This window comes from Streptomyces sp. NPDC026538, from assembly GCF_055567535.1.
The window spans coordinates 1,213,423-1,231,989 of the sequence record NZ_JBVHQG010000002.1 but is presented as its reverse complement, the minus strand read 5'-3'; the positions used below and the strand labels follow the sequence as shown (position 1 = coordinate 1,231,989).

21 protein-coding genes and 1 riboswitch are annotated in these 18,567 nt (G+C 71.3%); of the genes, 16 read left to right on the top strand and 5 right to left on the bottom strand.

Annotation, left to right across the window (positions count from 1 at the left end):
- The first annotated feature begins 58 nt into the window (after positions 1–58).
- Positions 59–1,387, top strand: coding sequence for a class I SAM-dependent RNA methyltransferase (locus ACZ4N4_RS12420; RefSeq protein ID WP_467587407.1), 1,329 nt, complete (start codon positions 59–61; stop codon positions 1,385–1,387).
- Between the two features lie 433 nt (positions 1,388–1,820).
- Here ACZ4N4_RS12420 and ACZ4N4_RS12415 read toward each other — a convergent pair whose 3' ends face one another.
- The 3 genes from ACZ4N4_RS12415 to ACZ4N4_RS12405 all read right to left on the bottom strand — a co-directional run bounded on the left by ACZ4N4_RS12415 (position 1,821) and on the right by ACZ4N4_RS12405 (position 3,447).
- Positions 1,821–2,126: a ubiquitination-like system serine protease family protein gene (locus tag ACZ4N4_RS12415; RefSeq protein ID WP_467587720.1), complete on the bottom strand. Its 306-nt coding sequence runs from the start codon at positions 2,124–2,126 to the stop codon at positions 1,821–1,823.
- Positions 2,127–2,224: 98 nt separating this feature from the next.
- Entirely contained in the window at positions 2,225–2,713 is a 489-nt protein-coding gene (locus tag ACZ4N4_RS12410) for a hypothetical protein (protein ID WP_467587404.1), read from the bottom strand.
- Positions 2,714–3,084: 371 nt separating this feature from the next.
- Positions 3,085–3,447, bottom strand: a complete 363-nt coding sequence (locus tag ACZ4N4_RS12405) for an ArsR/SmtB family transcription factor (protein ID WP_467587401.1) — start codon at positions 3,445–3,447, stop codon at positions 3,085–3,087.
- 81 nt (positions 3,448–3,528) lie between these two features.
- A riboswitch (cobalamin riboswitch) is annotated at positions 3,529–3,737 on the top strand.
- 28 nt (positions 3,738–3,765) lie between these two features.
- On the opposite strand from ACZ4N4_RS12405, the gene nicT reads away from it, so the two are divergent.
- Positions 3,766–4,872 carry a Nickel transporter NicT gene (gene nicT / locus ACZ4N4_RS12400; RefSeq protein ID WP_467587398.1) on the top strand — a complete coding sequence of 369 codons (1,107 nt, stop codon included), beginning with the start codon at positions 3,766–3,768 and terminating at the stop codon, positions 4,870–4,872.
- Between the two features lie 113 nt (positions 4,873–4,985).
- On the opposite strand, the gene ACZ4N4_RS12395 is transcribed toward nicT, so the two are convergent.
- The gene (locus tag ACZ4N4_RS12395; RefSeq protein WP_467587396.1) at positions 4,986–5,201 is read right to left on the bottom strand and encodes a hypothetical protein; all 216 of its coding nucleotides are present in this window, start codon (positions 5,199–5,201) and stop codon (positions 4,986–4,988) included.
- A 326-nt stretch (positions 5,202–5,527) separates the two neighbouring features.
- Between ACZ4N4_RS12395 and ACZ4N4_RS12390 the strand changes: the two genes are divergently transcribed.
- The 4 genes from ACZ4N4_RS12390 to ACZ4N4_RS12375 all read left to right on the top strand — a co-directional run bounded on the left by ACZ4N4_RS12390 (position 5,528) and on the right by ACZ4N4_RS12375 (position 8,632).
- On the top strand, positions 5,528–6,130 hold the full coding sequence (locus ACZ4N4_RS12390; RefSeq protein ID WP_467587393.1) for a hypothetical protein: 603 nt from the start codon (positions 5,528–5,530) through the stop codon (positions 6,128–6,130).
- A 39-nt stretch (positions 6,131–6,169) separates the two neighbouring features.
- Positions 6,170–6,913 (top strand): YcnI family copper-binding membrane protein, encoded by a 744-nt coding sequence (locus ACZ4N4_RS12385; protein WP_467587390.1) that lies wholly within the window; start codon positions 6,170–6,172, stop codon positions 6,911–6,913.
- A 275-nt stretch (positions 6,914–7,188) separates the two neighbouring features.
- Positions 7,189–7,830: a hypothetical protein gene (locus ACZ4N4_RS12380; protein WP_467587387.1), complete on the top strand. Its 642-nt coding sequence runs from the start codon at positions 7,189–7,191 to the stop codon at positions 7,828–7,830.
- Positions 7,831–8,008: 178 nt separating this feature from the next.
- A complete protein-coding gene (locus tag ACZ4N4_RS12375) occupies positions 8,009–8,632 on the top strand; it encodes a sigma-70 family RNA polymerase sigma factor (protein ID WP_467587385.1) in 624 nt (207 codons plus the stop codon).
- Positions 8,633–8,751: 119 nt separating this feature from the next.
- Here ACZ4N4_RS12375 and ACZ4N4_RS12370 read toward each other — a convergent pair whose 3' ends face one another.
- Positions 8,752–8,967, bottom strand: coding sequence for a heavy-metal-associated domain-containing protein (locus ACZ4N4_RS12370; RefSeq protein ID WP_467587382.1), 216 nt, complete (start codon positions 8,965–8,967; stop codon positions 8,752–8,754).
- Positions 8,968–9,288: 321 nt separating this feature from the next.
- Here ACZ4N4_RS12370 and ACZ4N4_RS12365 point away from each other — a divergent pair, with 321 nt between their 5' ends.
- The 10 genes from ACZ4N4_RS12365 (at position 9,289) to ACZ4N4_RS12320 (ending at position 18,413) form a co-directional block, all read left to right on the top strand.
- Complete coding sequence (locus ACZ4N4_RS12365) at positions 9,289–9,486, top strand: hypothetical protein (protein WP_467587379.1); 198 nt, start codon at positions 9,289–9,291, stop codon at positions 9,484–9,486.
- Positions 9,487–9,666: 180 nt separating this feature from the next.
- Positions 9,667–9,969, top strand: a complete 303-nt coding sequence (locus tag ACZ4N4_RS12360) for a hypothetical protein (RefSeq protein WP_467587377.1) — start codon at positions 9,667–9,669, stop codon at positions 9,967–9,969.
- Positions 9,966–12,263: a heavy metal translocating P-type ATPase gene (locus tag ACZ4N4_RS12355; RefSeq protein WP_467587374.1), complete on the top strand. Its 2,298-nt coding sequence runs from the start codon at positions 9,966–9,968 to the stop codon at positions 12,261–12,263. Before ACZ4N4_RS12360 ends, ACZ4N4_RS12355 begins: the two co-directional genes overlap by 4 nt.
- 17 nt (positions 12,264–12,280) lie before the next feature.
- Positions 12,281–12,853 (top strand): copper chaperone PCu(A)C, encoded by a 573-nt coding sequence (locus ACZ4N4_RS12350; protein WP_467587371.1) that lies wholly within the window; start codon positions 12,281–12,283, stop codon positions 12,851–12,853.
- A 134-nt stretch (positions 12,854–12,987) separates the two neighbouring features.
- Positions 12,988–13,755: a hypothetical protein gene (locus tag ACZ4N4_RS12345; protein ID WP_467587368.1), complete on the top strand. Its 768-nt coding sequence runs from the start codon at positions 12,988–12,990 to the stop codon at positions 13,753–13,755.
- 234 nt (positions 13,756–13,989) lie between these two features.
- The gene (locus ACZ4N4_RS12340) at positions 13,990–14,595 is read left to right on the top strand and encodes a sigma-70 family RNA polymerase sigma factor (protein WP_467587367.1); all 606 of its coding nucleotides are present in this window, start codon (positions 13,990–13,992) and stop codon (positions 14,593–14,595) included.
- 246 nt (positions 14,596–14,841) lie between these two features.
- A complete protein-coding gene (locus ACZ4N4_RS12335) occupies positions 14,842–15,882 on the top strand; it encodes an ABC transporter substrate-binding protein (protein WP_467587364.1) in 1,041 nt (346 codons plus the stop codon).
- Positions 15,883–15,938: 56 nt separating this feature from the next.
- On the top strand, positions 15,939–16,904 hold the full coding sequence (locus tag ACZ4N4_RS12330) for a FecCD family ABC transporter permease (protein ID WP_467587362.1): 966 nt from the start codon (positions 15,939–15,941) through the stop codon (positions 16,902–16,904).
- A gap of 4 nt (positions 16,905–16,908) precedes the next feature.
- Positions 16,909–17,832, top strand: a complete 924-nt coding sequence (locus ACZ4N4_RS12325) for an ABC transporter ATP-binding protein (RefSeq protein WP_467587359.1) — start codon at positions 16,909–16,911, stop codon at positions 17,830–17,832.
- Positions 17,832–18,413, top strand: a complete 582-nt coding sequence (locus tag ACZ4N4_RS12320; protein WP_467587356.1) for a DJ-1/PfpI family protein — start codon at positions 17,832–17,834, stop codon at positions 18,411–18,413. The genes ACZ4N4_RS12325 and ACZ4N4_RS12320 overlap by 1 nt, the downstream gene beginning before the upstream one ends.
- Positions 18,414–18,567: the final 154 nt, after the last annotated feature.

Genomic DNA, 18,567 nt, shown 5'->3' with positions numbered 1-18,567 from the left:
GCTGTCGTCGGCCCATGCGCGGTCGAGCCCCCTCTCGCTGATCTGGAGTCACCCCGCCATGCAGGCAGAACCGAAGAAATCTCTGGTGGGGACGGAGTACGAGGTCGAGGTGGGCCCGGTCGCGCACGGCGGGCACTGCATCGCCCGGACCGCCGAGGGCCAGGTGCTGTTCGTCCGGCACGCGCTGCCCGGCGAGCGGGTGGTGGCCCGGGTGACCGAGGGCGAGGAGGGGGCCCGCTTCCTGCGCGCCGACGCGGTCGACATCGTGGACGCGTCCAAGGACCGCGTGGAGGCCCCCTGCCCCTATGCCGGCCCCGGCCGCTGCGGCGGCTGCGACTGGCAGCACGCCAAGCCGGGCGCCCAGCGCCGGCTGAAGGGCGAGGTGATCGCCGAGCAGCTGCGGCGGCTGGCCGGCCTGACGCCGGAGGAGGTCGGCTGGGACGGCACGGTGATGCCCGCCGAGGGCGACAAGCTGCCGGCGGGCGAGGTGCCCCAGTGGCGCACCCGCGTGCAGTACGCGGTCGACGCCGACGGCAACGCGGGACTGCGCCGGCACCGCTCGCACGAGGTGGAGCCGATCGAGCACTGCATGATCGCGGCGCCGGGCGTCAGCGAACTCGGCATCGAGGAGCGCGACTGGTCGGGCATGCTGGCGGTGGACGCGATCGCCGCGACCGGTTCCCAGGACCGCATGGTGATCCTGGAGCCCCGACCCGGCGCCCGCCTGCCCCTCGTCGAACTCGACAAGCCGGTGTCCGTCCTGCGGGTGGACGAGAACGACGGTGGCATCCACCGCGTCCACGGCCGCGCCTTCGTCCGCGAACGGGCCGACGGCCGCACCCACCGTGTGGGCAACGGCGGCTTCTGGCAGGTCCACCCGAAGGCGGCGGACACCCTGGTGACGGCGGTGATGCAGGGTCTGCTGCCGCGCAAGGGCGAGATGGCGCTGGACCTCTACTGCGGTGTCGGCCTGTTCGCCGGCGCCCTCGCCGACCGCCTCGGCGAGAAGGGCGCGGTGCTGGGCATCGAGTCCGGCAAGCGGGCGGTGGAGGACGCCCGCCACAACCTCGCCGGCTTCCCGCGGGTCCGCGTCGAGCAGGGCAAGGTCGAGTCGGTCCTTCCGCGCACCGGCATCACCGAGGTCGACCTCATCGTCCTCGATCCGCCCCGCGCGGGCGCGGGGCGCAAGACGGTGGAGCACCTGGTGTCCCTGGCCGCCCGCCGAATCGCCTACGTCGCCTGCGACCCGGCGGCACTGGCCCGCGACCTGGCGTACTTCCGGGACGGCGGATACCGGGTACGCACACTGCGGGCGTTCGATCTGTTTCCGATGACGCACCACGTGGAGTGTGTCGCGATCCTTGAACCGGCCGGAAAGGCCGTCTGACCTGCGGGTTCAGATGGTGTGCGCTATGTGCGGTGTGGGCGTTACGGGCGATATCTTGACGCTGAAATGACGCTCTCCGAGGTGTCTTGACGCTCATTTGACGCCCGTTCTGATGGGATGTCAGGAGCGTTGAGGTCCTGGTCAGGTCGCCGGTAGTGGCTGAGGAGCATCCGTCCGATAGGGGTGGGGCCTGATCTCCCGCGACTGCGCGTGAACGTGCCAGAGTGAAGCGCTGACACCACGCCAGGGGATCGGCTGATGCGCCAACTCGGGCAGTTGGCGGCTGAAGTCCTGTCACTCGTGGAGCGATTGCGGGCGGGAGGGCGCTGACCTGGGGTTTCGCAGGGGAACCTGCGTTGACCTGGGAAAACTCCTCTCGGTAGTTCTCACGGGTCAACGCCGTTTCCCAGGCTCATGTGCCCTGGATGTACCCTCACTTGCGCTTCCGCAGTGCGGCCCACCACCTGGAAGTGATGGGGAAGGCTGCACCTCTTCGGCTCGTTCGGCCCATGGCCTCAGTTGTTGGGTGCGTCGTTCCACGGTTGGCGGAGATTTCTTCCTCGGTCCACTGCCTGGCCCACACGACTGTGTTGTTGCGAATCCAGTAGTGGGACTTGCACGGGAAGCTCCAGTTCCCGATCGAGGGGTGCAGGGAGATCGCGACTCCGTCGAAGGTCAGCTTCCATTCCCGGGGCGCGAGGGGGGTGACGACCTCGTACCCGCAGCCGCAGCCGCACAGGTGGGTGACCAGGGCTTAGCGGATGGAGACGTACACCATGCCCTGGTCCAACTGCTCGGGGAAGCAGTCGACGAACACATGTGTGATCCGGGTGTCAGTCACCCCGTGTCCTCGTTGGTGAGGACGTTTCCGTCCAATTGGTAGACGCTGTGGTGTTCGTGCTCGAGGTCAACGTAGAAACCGTAGACCTTCTTGAACCTCACTACGGCGAGCGAGGCGTTCATGGCGTTGAGCTCGGCGATTTGGATGTTGCTGGCGTACGCGTTGTCCTCGTCCGAGTCGGCGAAGGGGATTCGCTGCCGCTCATGTACGTGGCTGCGCTGGCCGGGAACGCTGGTGGTTACCCGTAGCAGTCCCGTCAGGGAGGTGTCGCATACGAGGACGCCCATGCCCACATCGATGAACGGGATGTCGTACTCCTCAAGCCGGCCGACCACCGGACGCTTGATCACCCCCTTGTCGAGCGCGAGGAACACGAAGTCCATCCCGCGCAATTCCTCGATGGTCGTCTCGTCCACGAACATCGGATGCGGGACGATGCCGGTCCGCATCTTTCCGTAGCGGTCCGCGTAGTAGTCGACCTTCATTGGGGCCCCCTGCAGTTCCTCTTCGGAGGGTGCACCGGGTGCGCGGAAGGCGTTGTGCTGAATGAAGGGCAGGCAGGTCCGGCGCCTGCCGGTATTGGTGTATGTGCAGGTCAGGGCATCGGTGGCGATCGGTCTCGGGTGGTGTCGGGGTGGCTCTGGGAGAAGATCTTCTCCCAGATTTCTCCCAGGCGGCGGCTCTCCGGTGCGGTGGGAGCAGGGACGCTTGCCGTTGCGATAGCAAGTTTGCGTGGTGGTGGTGCTATCCGATGCCGGGGGCTTTGGTCGTTCCTCGCGGCGCGCAGGTCGGCTCCCGCCCGTGCTCTGACGATTGCCGGCGCCTCGGCGCCTCGCCGCGTCGATAAGCGCGCCGCTCAGTCGGTGTCGGCGGTGGCGCAGTGTTTCAGTAGGTCGACGGTGACCGGGTCGACGACTCGGTAGCGCACCACGCGGCCCTCCTTCTCACCTGCCACGACGCCGGCGGCGCGCAGCAGGCGCAGGGCCTGGGAGACGGCAGGGTCGTTCATGCCGGTCGCGACGGCGAGGTCGGAGACGGCGAGCGGGCCCGTGTGGTGCAGGGCCAGCAGGAGGGCGAGGCGTCCGGGGTCGGCCAGCAGGGAGAAACGCTCGGCCCAGGCGCGGACATGGTCGCGTTCGCCGATAGCGGCGATCGCGTCGCAGACCCGGTGGCCGTCGATGGTGCGGCGGTCGGCACGGTCGGCGGGGACGAGGTGCATACGAGCCATCTTCCCAGGTGCTCCGATGTGATCTTGCATACCTGCGTAGCTGCGCAGTTATGCAAGGGCCACGTGGTCCTCGTACCGTTGGGGAGCCGTGGTGTTCGGGAAGACCGGTGACAGCCCTGCGTGGTTCGGGGGCTCAGGCCGGAGCGGCCCTCGCCACTGTGATCGGGGAGTTTCCGTCCCATGGGTTGTACGGTCACTGTCCGCCGGCTGGCGGACGGGAAGGCCGGGACGGGCACGCGGCACCCGTAAGCCAGGAGACCGGCCACGGCATCTCACGAAGTGATCCACGAGGTGCTGGAGCGTGACCTGATGGCCCTGCCCGAAACCGGGACCGAGACCAGTTCTGTTTCCTTTCGCTGGCGGCGCGAGGACACCGTCAAGACGGTGGGGCTGATGGCGGTGATCGCAGCCCTCCATGTCGTCGCCTTCGGGATCCTTTTCCTGCTCGTCGTCCCCGGGCACTACGAGATCGGCTCCAAGGCGTTCGGTATCGGGCTCGGCGTCACCGCCTACACGCTCGGTATGCGGCACGCCTTCGACGCCGACCACATCGCCGCGATCGACAACACCACCCGCAAGCTGATGGCCGACGGCAAGCGGCCGGTGTCGGTGGGCTTCTGGTTCGCGCTCGGGCACTCCAGTGTGGTGGTCGCGATGGCGGCGCTGGTGGCGGGCGGCGCCCAGATCGCCGGCACGCTGGTGAACGACGACTCCAGCACCCACCAGACGCTGGGCGTCATCGGTACGACCGTCTCCGGTTCGTTCCTCTACATCATCGCCGCGCTCAACCTGGTGGCCCTCATGGGCATTCTGAAGGTGTTCCGGGCCATGCGGGCGGGCAGGTTCGATGAGAAGGAACTCGAACAGCATCTGGATTCCCGCGGGTTCATGAACCGGATCCTCGGCCGCCTCACCAAGTCCGTCACTCGCCCCGGCCAGATGTACCCGCTCGGCTTTCTCTTCGGCCTGGGCTTCGACACGGCGACCGAGGTCGCGCTGATGGTGATGGCCGGATCGGGTGCGGCGGCGGGCCTGCCCTGGTACGCCGTCCTCTGCCTCCCCCTGCTGTTCGCCGCGGGCATGAGCCTGTTCGACACGCTCGACGGCACCTTCATGAACTTCGCCTACCAGTGGGCCTTCTCGAACCCGGTTCGCAAGGTCTTCTACAACCTCACCATCACCGGCCTGTCCATCGCCGTGGCCTTCCTGATCGGCACGATCGAACTCGTGGGCGTGCTGCACGAGAAACTCGACCTGCGCGACGCCGTGACCAACTGGATCGCCGGCCTTGACCTCGACAACGTCGGCTACCTGATCGTCGGTCTGTTCGTCGTGGTGTGGGCCGCCGCGGTGGCGTACTGGAGGCTGGCCAAGGTGGAGCAGAAGTGGGCGGCCCGCCTGGGGGAGAGCGGCTGACACCAAGGGATCGTCCGCGGGCCGGGAAGCCGTGCCGCGCCGCTTCCCGGCCCGCCGCTTCGTGTGTGTCCCGGTCCACCTCGGCCGGCGCGCCGACCGGCGGCGGCGTCATGTCACGGCGTGGCGATGCCGTCCAGCTTGCCCGCCTTGGCGTCGGCGACGATCGAGGAGAACTGGTCCGCGCTCATCTGGACGCGCTGGCCGAAGTCGTCGGTCAGGATGATCCGCTGCTCGGCCGGGGCGGCGGGGTCGACGAAGAGCTGGGGACAGCCGCAGTTGCACTCGCCGCAGAACGTCGCCAGCGGTTCGAGTCCGTTGATGTCGGTCATGTTGCTCCGCCTCCGTGGGTGTGGGTACAGGGGTGCGGCGCCGGCTTCTGGTCGGCATGGCCGCGGGGGGCTCCCCGAGGCATACCCGGCGCGCTGGACGCGGACGCGAGCCCGCGCCGGGTGCGGATGCGCGGCGGGTGGCCGGTGTGCGCTCGTGCTCCGTCCACGCTTCCGTTGCCTCGATCCGGCCACCTTGGCCGGGAACTGAACGGGGTCCGTATCCGACTCGTATGGAGGAGGCGGGTCGACCAGGTCGTTCGTGGACGGTGGTGCGCATGCGCAGGCGAGGGTGGGGCGCCTCCGGCCGCGTGGCAGCATCGGGGGTCATGAGGGTGTCCCTGGCGGTGCGGAGCGTGCGCGCGGCGGTGTTCGCCGTGCTGTGCGTGCTGCTCGCCGCCGGGGGGCACGCGCTGGCCACGGGGATGATGCCGCCGGTGTCGGTCCAGGTCGCGGCGGTCGCGCCCGTCTTCGCGGCGGGATGCCTGCTCGGCGGGCGGGAGCGGTCGCTGGCCGGGATCGGCGGCCTGGCGCTCGCCGTGCAGGGTGGCCTGCACTTCATGTTCCATATGGTCGAACCGCACCACGCCGCGATGGTCCTGCACGGCATGCGGATGACCGCTGCCCAGGCACAGGACCACGTCCATGCGCTGACGCCGCACGCCACCGCCGCCCATGCCGGGGCAGCCCTGGTGCTGACCTGGTGGCTGCGACGCGGTGAGGCCGCGCTCTGGTCCTTGCTGCGCTGGGCGGTCGCCCGCGTGCCGGGGCTGGCCGCCTGGTGGCGCGTGGCGGCTGGAGCGCGCGGGGTGCCCGGTCCTCCGGAGCACGCGTGCGGGACCGGTAGGGAGTCCAGGACGCTGAAGGGTGCGCGGCTGCGGTACGCCGTTCACCGCCGGGGTCCGCCGTCGGGGGCGGCCTACGCGCTCTGAACCCGACATCCCTTCTTCATCACGGAGATCCGTTCACTCATGTCCCCGAACCGCACCACCCTGCGCCGCGCCGGCGCCGTCACCGCCCTGACCGCCGCCGGGCTCCTCGCCGCGGCCGGCGTCGCCTCCGCGCACGTCACCGTCCACCCCGAGAGCTACGCCAAGGGCGCCACCGACGGTGTCCTGACCTTCCGGGTGCCCAACGAGGAGAACACCGCCTCCACCACCAAGGTGCAGGTCTTCCTGCCCACCGACCATCCCGTCCTGGGCGTCCTCGTCTCCCCGCAGGACGGCTGGACCGCCCAGGTGACCACCACCAAACTCAAGACGCCGGTCAAGACCGACGACGGCACCATCACCGAGGCCGCCTCCGAGATCACCTGGACCGGCGGAAAGATCGGCGCCGGTCAGTACGAGGACTTCGACGTCGCCTTCGGGCAGCTGCCCGAGGACACCGACCAGCTGACCTTCAAGGCGCTCCAGACCTACTCCGACGGCAAGACCGTCCGCTGGATCGAGGCGGCGGGCTCCGGGGACGAGGAGCCGGAGAACCCGGCTCCGGTCCTCAAGCTCACCGCGAAGGCCGCCGGGGAAGGAGACAGCGGCACGGCCGCCTCGGCTGCGGGCTCGAAGAGTCCCGCGGCTTCCGAGTCCAAGGCGTCGGCCAGTGACTCCACCGCCCGTGGTCTTGGTGTCGCCGGGCTGGTGGTGGGCGTCCTCGGGCTGGTGGCGGCCACGTTCGCCGTCCTGCGCGGTCGTTCCACCGGATCCAAGGCCGAGTAGGGCACGCTTCTCCCTGGTTCCCGCCGGCGAGCATCGGTCGGCGGGACGGGGACACGTGTGACCGGGGGCGACCGGCACCGTGCGGCCGTACCCGACCGGGCTGCTCGGGAGCCAGGTCCACGGATCTGCTCCCCTCCATGAGTCGGGTCCGAGTGCCCGTGAGTTCCGGGCATTTCCCGTGATCCAGGTCACATGCTGTGGATTGGGTGGGAACGCCTGTGGGTTTCCGTGCGTCGGCCCTGCCGACCGGTACCTGGGTGCCAGGATGAGGCGCCATGACAGCAGGGTGGTGCTCTCGCGCGTTACGGACCGCGGTGTTCGCGGCCGTGTGCGTGCTGCTCGCCGCCCTCGGTCACTTGATGATGTCCGGCAGCGAGGTGCCCTCGTGGGCGCTGGCCGCCGCGGTCGCCGTGACCTGTGTCGGCGGCTGGTGCCTGACGGGGCGTGAGCGTGGGCCGCTGCTGATCGTGGTTGCCGTGGTCGCCGCTCAGGTGCTGCTGCACGAGGGGTTCTCCTTCGCGCAATCCAGGGCCGTCCCGTCCGGCACCGCGGCCTCCATGGACATGGGCTCGATGCGCGCCGGCTCCGTGGGCATGGCCCACATGGATCACATGGACCGCATGGGTCACTCCCTGGCCGGCACCTCCCCTTCGTCCGGCATGCTGGCCGTCCACCTGGTTGCGGCGCTGCTGTGCGGCCTGTGGCTGGCGTACGGCGAGAAGGCCGCCTTCCGCATCGCGCGGGCGGTGGCCGGATGGCTGATCGCGCCGCTGCGGCTGCTGCTCGCCCTGCCCGGCGTCGCACACCGCCGGCCGGGCCGCGTACGGCGGCGTGATGCGGACCGGGCACCGTGCCTGCTGCTTCTCGTCCACGCGATCACTTCCCGGGGCCCGCCGGTGCGGGCCGCTGTCGTCTGAGGACAGCTGGTTCCCCGAGGCCGCCCGTGTCGGGTGCCTCGGGCCGCGGCCGTACGACCGCTCGGCGCCGCAGCTCCGCCGCGCCACCGTGCCGTAGGCCGTCTCCCCACTTCACCGGACCGCCCGTGCCTTTGGCGTGCCCTGGTCCGGATCACGGTCGACCCGAGAAGGACACCAGGTGATCACCTCTGCCCTGCCCACCGCGCATGCCAGGAACAGCAGGACGGCGGCGCTCGACGAATCGATCACCGCCTGGGCGCTGGCCGCCCGCCGCGGTGACGCCGAGGCCGTCGAGCGGTTCGTGGGCGCCCTGCACCGGGACGTCCGGTGCTACGTCGCCCAGTTGTGCGGCGATCCACAGGCTGTGGACGACCTGGCCCAGGACACGTTCCTGCGGGCGCTGGGCAGTCTGCACCGGTTCGAGGGACGTTCCTCGGTCCGGTCGTGGCTGCTGTCCATCGCCCGCCGCGCGGTGATCGACAGCTACCGGTACGCCGCGGCCCGGCCGCGCCTGAGCGACGTACCGGACTGGCGGCTGGCCGTCGAACTCGCCCAGCCGTGCGGCCTGCCGGGCTTTGACGACGGCATCGCGCTGCTGGACCTGCTGGCCGCGCTGCCCGGCGAACGCCGTGAGGCGTTCATCCTCACCCAACTGGTGGGCCTGACCTACGAGGAGGTGGCCGAGGTCAGCGACTGCGCGATCGGGACGGTCCGGTCCCGGGTGGCCCGGGCCCGCGCGGCCCTGATCGAGCTGTTGGAGGAGGCGGAGGGGAAGGAGGAGGCTGCGGCCCTGGCGGTCTGAGGACGCGCCGGGGGCCGAGGGCCCGCGTGCGCGGTCGACGAAGAAGGCCGGGCAGGACGGCTGACGTGTCCCTGCCCGGCCTTGCCGGTGCGCGTGCTTGTCCCGAGAGACTCAGGAGTTCAGGCGGCGACCGTGTCGGCGACGCCGTACCCGGCCTCGACGATCGCGGCGCGGAGCCGGCCGTCGTCGAGGTCCGTCCCGTGCACGGTGACGGACTTGGCGGCGACGTCGACCACGACCTCGCTCACCCCCGCCACCTCGGACACCTCTTCCCTGATGCTCGCCGCGCAGTGCTCGCAGCTCATGCCGGTGACGCTGTACCGCTTCTGTGCCATGGCGCAACTCCTGGATGCCGAGGGGGCTTTGGGTGGTTTACGGGCGTACGGGGTCGGGTGTTCAGGCCGTTCCCGTCACCACAACAGTCGGCTGAGCGGAGCCGGAAGTTCCGGAGCGGGTGCGCCGATTCCGGTGCCGGGCGGGCGGGAAGGAACTCTCCGCGGCACCGGGCCGGGTTCGGGTGGGGAGGGGTTCGGGTGGCGGACTGCCGACACGGCGATCACCGTGGCACTGCGCACGCCGGGTGGCCCTGGGAGCCCGAGCCGAGGGATGTCCGGGACCGGCGGAGACGCGTCGGCGCAGGAGCCTGGCCGCTGCTCGTGGCCACGGTCGCGGTTCTCGCCGGCGGCTACGGCTGGCTGGGTTCCGTCGCCGCCGGCACGCTCGGTGCGCTGGTCGGATGTGCCGCGGGGCTGGTGGCCGGGGCCCTGCTGTACCTCCTGGTCGACTCGGCCGTATCGGGCGACCTGATACGCCACCGCCGTGGCCGGAGAGCGTCGCGACGCCCGACACGGTGACCTGTCGCCATATTTCTGAGCGGGTGTGAACCCTCCGCTCACCCCTCGCCCCCGCGACAATGTGGTGGGCGTCACGTTTGGCTGCGGGAACTCGATGTTCTGCCCGGCCGACTACTGGATCGGTGCGGCTTCAACGGCCGCCCTTCGCACGCCGGTTCGATGCGACCAGGAAGGTCGAGCATGGCCGAGTTCCGACAACCGTCCCACCCTGCCGACACCACGGCCCGCAGATTGCTGCCGCCCCCCGCGCTCTGTGGCTTCCTGCTGCTGCTCGCCCTCGTGTTCTCGGTGTCGTACGCCGTCGGATCGGCCGCCGGACCGGTGGCGCCCGGGATGCACGGGACCGGGAGCGCCGGGAGCGGAAACGGGGGAAACGGCGGAGACGGCAGCGGGAGCGGTGGCGGTGGCGGTATGGAGGACATGTCCGGGACGGACGGGAGCATGCAGGACATGCCGGGGATGACGGACGGGAGCGGTCAGTGACGGCGGGCGAAGCGACGGCCGGTCTCGTGGTCACGGATCTCACCGTCGGCGGGATGACCTGCGCGGCCTGCGTGCGGCGGGTGGAGAAGAAGCTCGCCAGGCTGGAGGGCGTCACGGCCACCGTGAACCTGGCCACCGGGATGGCCCGGGTCAGCCATCCGGCCGACGTCGCACCGGAGGAACTCGTCACCGCGGTCGAACAGGCCGGCTACCAGGCCGCCCTGCCCGCGCCCGAGGAGAAGGAGACGGCCGAGGACAGCACGGACGACGGGTCCGCGGCCGCCGCCCGGCAGGAGCGCGAGCGGCTCCTCGTCACCGCGCTGCTCGCCGTCCCCGTGCTGGCGCTGTCGATGGTGCCCGCTCTTCAGTTCCGCAACTGGCAGTGGCTGTGCTTCGCGCTGGCCGCTCCGGTGGCGGTGTGGAGCGCATGGCCTTTCCACGAGCGCGCGCTACGCGGGCTGCGTCACTCCACGGCCACCATGGACACCCTGGTCTCGCTGGGCGTGGCGGCGTCCTTCTCCTGGTCGGCGTACGCGCTGTTCCTCGGGGGAGCGGGCGATCCCGGGATGCGGATGCCGTTCAGCCTGCTGCCGTCGGCGTCCGACGGCGTGGCGCACGTCTACCTCGAAGCCGCGGTGAGTGTGCCGCTGTTCGTGCTGACCGGGCGGTACCTGGAGGCGCGGGCGCGTCGGGGGACCGGGGCGGCCCTGCGGGCGCTGGCGGACCTGGCGGCCAAGGAGGTGTCCGTCCGCGACGAGCAGGGCGAGCGGTCCGTCCCCATAGAGCAGTTGAGGGTGGGGCAGGTCTTCGTCGTGCGCCCGGGGGAGCGCGTCGCCACCGACGGGCGGGTGACGGAAGGCAGTTCCGCCGTGGATCTGTCCCTGGTCACCGGCGAGAGCGAGCCCGTGGAGGTGAGCCCCGGCTCGGCGCTGGTCGGCGGGGCCGTCAACGCCGGCGGACTGCTCCTCGTACGGGCGACGGCGGTCGGCGCGGACACCCAGCTGGCCCGGATCACCCGGCTGGTCACGGAGGCACAGGCCGGGAAGGCGCGGGCGCAGCGGCTGGCCGACGCGGTGGCCGGGGTGTTCGTGCCGGTCGTGCTGACCATCGCGGTGACCGTCCTCGGGTTCTGGCTGGGAGCCGGCGCCGACCCGCAGGCGGCGATCACCGCCTGCGTGGCCGTCCTCGTCGTGGCCTGCCCGTGCGCGCTGGGACTCGCCACCCCCACCGCACTGATGGCCGCCACCGGGCGCGGGGCGCAGCTGGGCGTACTGGTGAGCGGGCCGCAGACGCTGGAAGCGCTCCAGCACGTGGACACGGTCGTCCTGGACAAGACCGGCACGCTGACCTCCGGCCACATGACCGTCGCCCGGGTGGCGGCGGTGCCCGGCGGACTGGGGCAGGAGGAGCTGGTCCGTCTGGCCGGAGCGGTGGAGCGGGGCTCCGAGCATCCGATCGGGCGGGCCATCACGGCGTACGCGCGCCGCTCGACCGACCGCGGGCCCCTGCCGGAGGTGAGCGGCTTCGTCGCCACGGCGGGGCGGGGGGTCACCGGGCGGGTGGACGGTCGTACGGTCGAAGTGGCCGTGCCGGAGGGCGAGTTGCCGCCGGTGCTGGCCGAGGCTCTGGCTTCGGCTGAGGACGAGGCGTACACGTCCGTGCTCGTCCGGGTGCACGGCCGGGCCGAGGCGCTGATCGCAGTCGGTGACCTCGTACGCCCTGGCAGCTACCGGGCCGTGGAACGGTTGCGGCGGCTCGGCATCCGCCCGGTGCTGGCCACCGGGGACCGCGAGGCTCCCGCGCGGGCGGTGGCCTCGGCGCTCGGGATCGACGAGGTGCACGCCCGGTGCTCGCCGGAGGACAAGGCCGACCTGGTCCGGCGGCTGAAGGCGGAGGGTCGTCGGGTCGCCGTGGTCGGCGACGGGGTGAACGACGCCGCCGCGCTCGCCGGCGCCGATCTGGGCATCGCCATGGGCAGCGGTACGGATGTGGCCATCGGGGCGGCCGACCTGACCCTGGTGCGCGGTGACATCGATGCGCTCGTGGACGCCGTCCGGCTGGCCCGGCGCACCCTCGGCACGATCCGCGCCAACCTGCTGTGGGCCTTCGGCTACAACGTCGTCACCGTGCCGCTCGCCATGGTGGGACTGCTCAACCCCATGCTCGCCGCCGCCGCGATGTCGGTGAGCTCGGTGCTGGTGGTGGCCAACAGCCTGCGGCTGCGCGGCTGGCAGCCGGCGCCCAGTGGTCGCCTGGGGCGCGGGGGGCCAACCGGGAAGGCGGCGGTTCGATGAAGTGGGCGACTCCAGCCATGAAGTGGACGACTTCGGCCCCCAAGTGGGTGACTGAGGGCCTGAAGTGGGCGACTCTTACCCTCGGTGACCGGCGGCGGCTGAGGGACGGCGCGCTCGCCGCTCTCGTTCCCGTCGCCGCGTGCAGCGTTGCCCTGGCGGGCCTGACCGTCTGGACCGGCACCGGCAGGGCGGGCAGTCCGGCGCGTATGCAGGTCACCGAAGGACGCGTCCTGGTGCCGTCCGCCGGAGTCGCGGAGACGGCGGCGTTCTTCCACATCGGCAACGAAGGCGGCTCGGCCGACAGCCTGATACGGGTGACCTCGCGCGACGCCTCCGGCGGCATCGCGCTCGCCCGGCACCGCATGGACCAGGGGAACGCGGCCTACCGAGCCACCGTCGACTCCGTCGGGATACCGGCGGGCGGCAGCCTCACGATGTCGCCGGAGGGGGTGGATCTGACGGTGTCCGCTCCGGCCGGGAAGAAGTGGGGTGCGGGCGATCTGGTGCCCTTCACGCTGGAGTTCCGGCACAGTGGGCGGGTCAAGGTGCTGGCCGTGGTGGTGCGTCCGGGAAGCTTCTCGTTCCAGTAGTCGTGCCGCCCGCCCGCAGAGTTCCCGCCGGTCGGGTGTGAGGTGCGTCACCGATTTGGCGGTGAGTCGGGGGGTGGGGGCGCGCACGTACCCCCTGACGACGAGTGGACGCCGGGTGCGAGGATGGGCGGGCTATGACTGTCCGAGGGTGGTGCCGTGCGCTGCGGGCCGGTGTGTTCGCCGCCGCCTGCGTGCTGCTCGCCGCCCTCGGTCACGTGATTATGTCGGGCACCTCCGTCCCCGGGTGGGCTATGGCCGCAGGCATGGCCGGGACCGGCGCGGCGGGCTGGCTGCTGGCCGGCCGTGAGCGCGGACGCACGCTGATCGTCACGGTGGTGACGGCGGCGCAGGCGGTGCTCCACGAGGCGTTCTCCCTGGCGCAGACGTTCACCTCCGCGGCGGCGTCGGGGCAAGTCACCGCCGCGGCCCGCACTCCGGGAGCCATGGGCATGAGCGACATGCGCATGGGCTCGATGGACATGAGCGGCATGGACATGGGCGCGATGGGCGTGGGCTCCACGCACATGGGCTCCATGCGGATGGACCCGATGGACATGGGGTCCATGGCGCACGGCATGACCGGCGTCCAGCACACACACGGTATGGCCGGCATGTCCGGCATGAGCGGCGCCGCCACATGCGGCATGTTCGCCGCGCACCTCCTGGCCGCGGTCCTGTGCGGGTTGTGGCTCGCCTACGGCGAGCGTGCGGTCTTCCGTGTCCTGCGGGCCGCGGCCACCCGGCTGGCGGCACCGCTGCGGATGCTGCTGGCCGGGCCCGCGCCGCTCCCGCGCCCGCTCACGGTCAGGCGCCGCGCCACCGACGTCCCGGCTCCGGCGCGCCTTCTCCTGTGCTGCTCCCTCACCTCCCGGGCCCCGCCCGCGGGTGCCGCTGTCGCCTGAGACAGCCGGAACCACCGGGGCTTCACGTCTGGCCTTCCGTCCTGCCGCGTTCGCGCGCAGTTCCTTCTTGTTGTGGCGCCTCACGTCGGCACGTCCGCGTGCCGCTGTGCGCCGACACCTCCTGACGGGCCCCGGGCATCGCCGTACCCACCGCGTACGGCTGCGGCACCCCAAGTCCCGGTGCGCCGCCGCTCTCAGTGGCAGGCCCCGGACGACCCGAGAGGGACACATCACGTGACTGTTTCCGTCCTGCCCGCTGCCCTGAAGACACGCGCCTCGGCGGACGCGGCGGCGACCGCCTGGGCGCTGGCCGCCCGCGGCGGCGACCCCCGCGCGGCCGAGCACTTCGTCCGCGCGCTCCACAACGACGTGCTGTGCTACGTCGTCCACCTCAGCGGCGATCCCCAGACCGCCCACGACCTCACGCAGGACACCTTCGCGCGAGCGTTCGGCAGCCTGCACCGTTTCGAGGGCCGGGCCTCGGCCCGTACCTGGCTGCTCTCCATCGCCCGCCGTGCGGTGGCCGACAGTTTCCGGTACGCCGCCGCCCGGCCACGGCTCGCCGATACGTCCGACTGGCAGGCGGCCGTCGAACACACCCAGCCGTGCGGCCTGCCGGGCTTCGACGACGGAGTGGCCCTGCTCGACCTGCTGGCCGCGCTGCCCGACGAACGCCGTGAGGCGTTCGTCCTGACCCAGGTGGTCGGCCTGTCCTACGAGGAGACGGCCGGCTTCACCGGCTGCCCCGTCGGCACCGTCCGCTCCCGGGTCTCCCGGGCCCGGGCGACTCTGGAACGCCAGCTCCTGGAGGCGGAGGCGCCGGCCACCCGAGCGGCCTGACGCGAAGGACCGGTGCTCCCCGGCAGGGGAGCACCGGCTGCTGCCGTGCGCGGGTACTGCCCTGCTGGGGCACGGCCGGGCGCCGTCCGCGTCCGGTTCGAGGAGCGCGGCCATCCGGCCCGTCCGGCGACGCCCGGAAAGTCACCGGCAACTGCCGGGAACTCAGGGTCACTTCGCCCCGACTTCTGCAACGCAAGCCCCTCAGCCCGTGAGTGCAACTCGTACACCCGTACACAAGGAGCCCGCATGTCGATGAACCGGCCGGTCGCCACCGCCCTGGCCGCAGCCCTCTGCCTGCTCACCGCGGCATGCGGTGCCTCCTCGTCCGACGACAGGGCGAGCGGCGGTACGACCCAGGCCGCGGCCTCGAAGACCGGTTACCCGGTGACCCTGGACAACTGCGGCCGGAAGGCGACCTTCGAGAAGGCCCCCAGCCGGGTCGTCGTCATGAACGGCGCCTCCGTCGCCGAGGTCTCCACCCTCCTCGCCCTCGGCCTGGGAGACAGGATCGTCGCCAACCAGCAGGGCTACGGCATGTCCGAGGTACCCGGCCGGGCCGCCGCCATCAAGAAGCTGCCCACCGGGAACGTCAAGCTCAACGACGCCTACGACATCCCGCGCGAGGCGACGCTCGGCCTGCGTCCCGATCTCGTGCTGTCCGTCACCACGTACGGCTTCGACGAGAAGAACGGCTTCGCCACCCGCGACCAGTTGGGGCAGGTCGGCGCCAACAGCTACGTCTCCCCGCAGGGCTGCGACGACGACCCCTCCAGGATGACCGTCGCCGACAGCTACCGGCTGCTGCGCGACATGGGAAAGATCTTCAACGTCAGTGACAAGGCCGAGAAGCTGGTCGCCGCCTCCGAGAAGAACATCGCGGCCGTCACGGACAAGGTGAAGGGGGAGAAGAAGCCGAAGGTCATGGTGCTCTTCTCCAACATGTCCATGGGCGGCAACGACTTCAGTTCGGTCCTCGCCAACGGCATCGTCAACGACATCCTCGCCAAGGCCGGCGGCACCAACGCCTTCTCGGACACCACCAAGGCCACCTTCGCCGACCTGAGCAAGGAGAAGGTGGCCGCCACCGACGTCGACGCCGTCGTCGTCATCAGCTACAACGACCCCGACCCGGCGGCTTACGCCAAGAAGCTGCTCAAGGAGTTCCCCCAGTGGCCGGCCGCCAGGAACAACACGTACGTGACGCTGTCCGACTCGATGTACCTCGGCCCGAGCAACGACCTGGCCGTGGAGAAGGTCGCGAAGATGCTGCATCCGGACGCCTTCTGAGCCGGCTCGGGATCCCGCTGGCGTTCACGTTCCTGCCCCTCGCGCTGGCCGGCACCATGATCGTGGCGATCAGTATCGGCGCCGTGAGCGTGCCGGTCGGTGACGTGTGGGGGATCGTCCTGCACCACGTCACCGGTGCGGGGGCGGCGCCCTCCGACCCGGCGCTCGACCAGATCGTCTGGAACTTCCGCACCCCGCGGGTGGTCCTGGCCGCCCTGGTCGGCGCGGGCCTCGCCGTGTCCGGCGCGGTGCTCCAGACCGTGGTGTCCAACCCGCTCGCCGACCCCGTCGTACTGGGCTTCTCCTACGGCGCCACCCTCGGCGCGGTCCTCGTCATCACCCTGGGCGGGGGCGCCGCGCTGGCCGGGCTCGGGGTGTCGGCGGCGGCCTTCCTCGGGGCGGTCGCCGCCGGGGCGCTGGTGTTCGCGCTCGGGCAGCGGCGGGGTCGGCTGGCCCCGACCCGGCTGGTGCTGGCGGGTGTCGCCGTCGGGTACGTCTTCCTCTCGGCCACCAGCTACGTGCAACTCCAGGCGACGCCGAACGAGTTGCGGACGGTGATGTTCTGGATGCTGGGCAGTGTCGCGGGCGCCCAGTGGGACCAGGTCCCCACGGTCGCCGCGGTGGTGCTCGTCACGACCACGCTCCTCGCCCTCTTCGGCCGGCGCCTCAACGTCCTGCTGGCCGGCGACGAGTCCGCCACCGCCCTCGGCGTCGACGTCAACCGGCTCAGGGCCGTCCTCCTGGTCCTCAGCGCGCTGCTCACCGGCACCGTCATCGCCGTCGCCGGCAGCATCGGGTTCGTCGGCCTGATGATCCCGCACCTGGTGCGCCTGACCACCGGCGCCGACCACCGCCGCCTGCTGCCCCTGACGGCCCTGCTGGGTGCCGTCTACCTGGTCCTCGTCGACCTGCTCTCCCGCACCCTCGACCGTCCCAACGAACTGCCGCTCGGCATCCTCACCGCCCTCCTGGGCGCCCCGTTCTTCCTGTGGCTGCTGCGCCGCAACAAGGGTCTGGACTGACCACATGAAACTGACCGTCGACCGGCTCCACATCACCCTGGACCGCACCCCGATCCTGCGCGACGTGAGCCTCGAAGCCCGCAAGGGAGACATCGTCGGCCTCGTCGGCCCCAACGGCAGCGGCAAAAGCACCCTGCTGCGTGCCGTCTACCGCTCGCTGCGCCCGGCGGACGGCGCCGTCCGGGTCGGCGAGGACGACGTCTGGGCACTGTCGCCCCGGGCCGCCGCCCGCCGCACCGCCGCTGTCCTCCAGGACGCGGGCGGCAACACCACCGGCCTGACCGTCACCGAGATCGTCGCCCTCGGCCGCGCCCCCCACCACGGCCTGCTGGGTCGCGACGGCGCCGAGGACCACCGGGCCGTGACGGACGCCGTCGACCGCTGCGGCGTACGGCCCTTCGCGGAACGCGACTACGCCTCCCTGTCCGGCGGCGAACGCCAACGTGTCCTGCTGGCCCGCGCGTTGGCCCAGCACCCGCAGCTCCTCGTCCTGGACGAACTCACCAACCACCTCGACATCCGCGCCCGCTTCGAACTCCTCGACCTCATCCGCGCCACCGGCGTCACCACCCTCGCCGTCCTGCACGACCTCGATCTCGCCGCCCGCCTCTGCGACCACCTGGTCGTCCTGCACGAGGGACGCGTGGTGGCGGCGGGACCGGTCCTGGAGGTACTCACCCCGCGGATCCTCGCCGGAGTCTTCGGCGTCCGCGCGCACACCGAACGGCATGCCGACGGCGTCGTCCGGATCACGTACTCGGCCCGGCCGCTCGCGGACGAGGAGGCCGTGGAGGACGTGGAGGCCGTGGAGGACGACAGCCGATCCGAGAGCGTGCGCCCGCGGCAGGCCCCGGAGCCCGCGCGGGCACCGTCCGTGGATGCCCCAGCCTCCGCCTCAGCCTTCGCCCCAGCCAAGGAGAACAACTGATGTCGCTGCGTGTTCAGATCCTCATGTACGACGGGGTCGAGGAGCAGGACGCCATCGGGCCGCGTGACGTGTTCGGGCACGCTGTGCAGGCGGGCGGTCAGGTGGAGACGACACTGGTGCGGCCGTCGGCGCCCGGCGAGGTGACCTGCTTCTTCGGCACCAGGATCGTGGTGCCGACTGCCTGGGATCCCACCGACGCGGATGTGCTGATCGTGCCGGGCGGCGGTGACCAGCTGATCAGGGACCCGGAGGTGCTGCGGGACCTCGTACGGGCACAGGAGGCAGGAGTCACCGTCGCCGGTGTCTGCACCGGGGTCCTGGTGCTGTCCGCGGCGGGCTTGACCAAAGGCCGCCCGTGCACGACACACCACCTGGGCAAGGCCGAGCTGGCCGCTCAGGGAGGCAAAGTGATCGACGCACGAGTCGTCGACGACGGGAATCTGGTGACCGCCGGCGGTGTCACCAGCGGCATCGATCTGGCGCTCTGGCTGATCACCCGCGAGTGCGGAGCATCCGTCGCCCTCGGCGTCGAGGCCGTCATGGAATACGAGCAGCGCGGGGCCGTCTGGCGAAGCTCCTGATCAACCGACTTGTCGGGTCGCGAGGCGATGGCCACATGCGGCTCCGCCGCGCGGACGCGGCCGGTGCGCACGGCCCGTCATACACGTGGGGAGCGTGAACGCGGGGGCATTCCTGTCCGTATGAGGCAACAAGCCCATTGGCAGCAGGAGTTGA

Excerpts from the sequence above, each read along its gene's own strand:
- ACZ4N4_RS12410 (WP_467587404.1), bottom strand. The coding sequence starts at position 2,713 with ATGAAGGTCGACTACTACGCGGACCGCTACGGAAAGATGCGGACCGGC.
- ACZ4N4_RS12390 (WP_467587393.1), top strand. The coding sequence starts at position 5,528 with ATGAGGGTGTCCCTGGCGGTGCGGAGCGTGCGCGCGGCGGTGTTCGCC.
- ACZ4N4_RS12320 (WP_467587356.1), top strand. The coding sequence starts at position 17,832 with ATGTCGCTGCGTGTTCAGATCCTCATGTACGACGGGGTCGAGGAGCAG.
- ACZ4N4_RS12330 (WP_467587362.1), top strand. The coding sequence starts at position 15,939 with ATGATCGTGGCGATCAGTATCGGCGCCGTGAGCGTGCCGGTCGGTGAC.
- ACZ4N4_RS12380 (WP_467587387.1), top strand. The coding sequence starts at position 7,189 with ATGACAGCAGGGTGGTGCTCTCGCGCGTTACGGACCGCGGTGTTCGCG.
- ACZ4N4_RS12360 (WP_467587377.1), top strand. The coding sequence starts at position 9,667 with ATGGCCGAGTTCCGACAACCGTCCCACCCTGCCGACACCACGGCCCGC.
- ACZ4N4_RS12420 (WP_467587407.1), top strand. The coding sequence starts at position 59 with ATGCAGGCAGAACCGAAGAAATCTCTGGTGGGGACGGAGTACGAGGTC.
- ACZ4N4_RS12325 (WP_467587359.1), top strand. The coding sequence starts at position 16,909 with ATGAAACTGACCGTCGACCGGCTCCACATCACCCTGGACCGCACCCCG.
- ACZ4N4_RS12395 (WP_467587396.1), bottom strand. The coding sequence starts at position 5,201 with ATGACCGACATCAACGGACTCGAACCGCTGGCGACGTTCTGCGGCGAG.
- ACZ4N4_RS12385 (WP_467587390.1), top strand. The coding sequence starts at position 6,170 with ATGTCCCCGAACCGCACCACCCTGCGCCGCGCCGGCGCCGTCACCGCC.
- ACZ4N4_RS12350 (WP_467587371.1), top strand. The coding sequence starts at position 12,281 with ATGAAGTGGACGACTTCGGCCCCCAAGTGGGTGACTGAGGGCCTGAAG.
- ACZ4N4_RS12405 (WP_467587401.1), bottom strand. The coding sequence starts at position 3,447 with ATGCACCTCGTCCCCGCCGACCGTGCCGACCGCCGCACCATCGACGGC.
- ACZ4N4_RS12370 (WP_467587382.1), bottom strand. The coding sequence starts at position 8,967 with ATGGCACAGAAGCGGTACAGCGTCACCGGCATGAGCTGCGAGCACTGC.
- nicT (WP_467587398.1), top strand. The coding sequence starts at position 3,766 with ATGGCCCTGCCCGAAACCGGGACCGAGACCAGTTCTGTTTCCTTTCGC.
- ACZ4N4_RS12345 (WP_467587368.1), top strand. The coding sequence starts at position 12,988 with ATGACTGTCCGAGGGTGGTGCCGTGCGCTGCGGGCCGGTGTGTTCGCC.
- ACZ4N4_RS12335 (WP_467587364.1), top strand. The coding sequence starts at position 14,842 with ATGTCGATGAACCGGCCGGTCGCCACCGCCCTGGCCGCAGCCCTCTGC.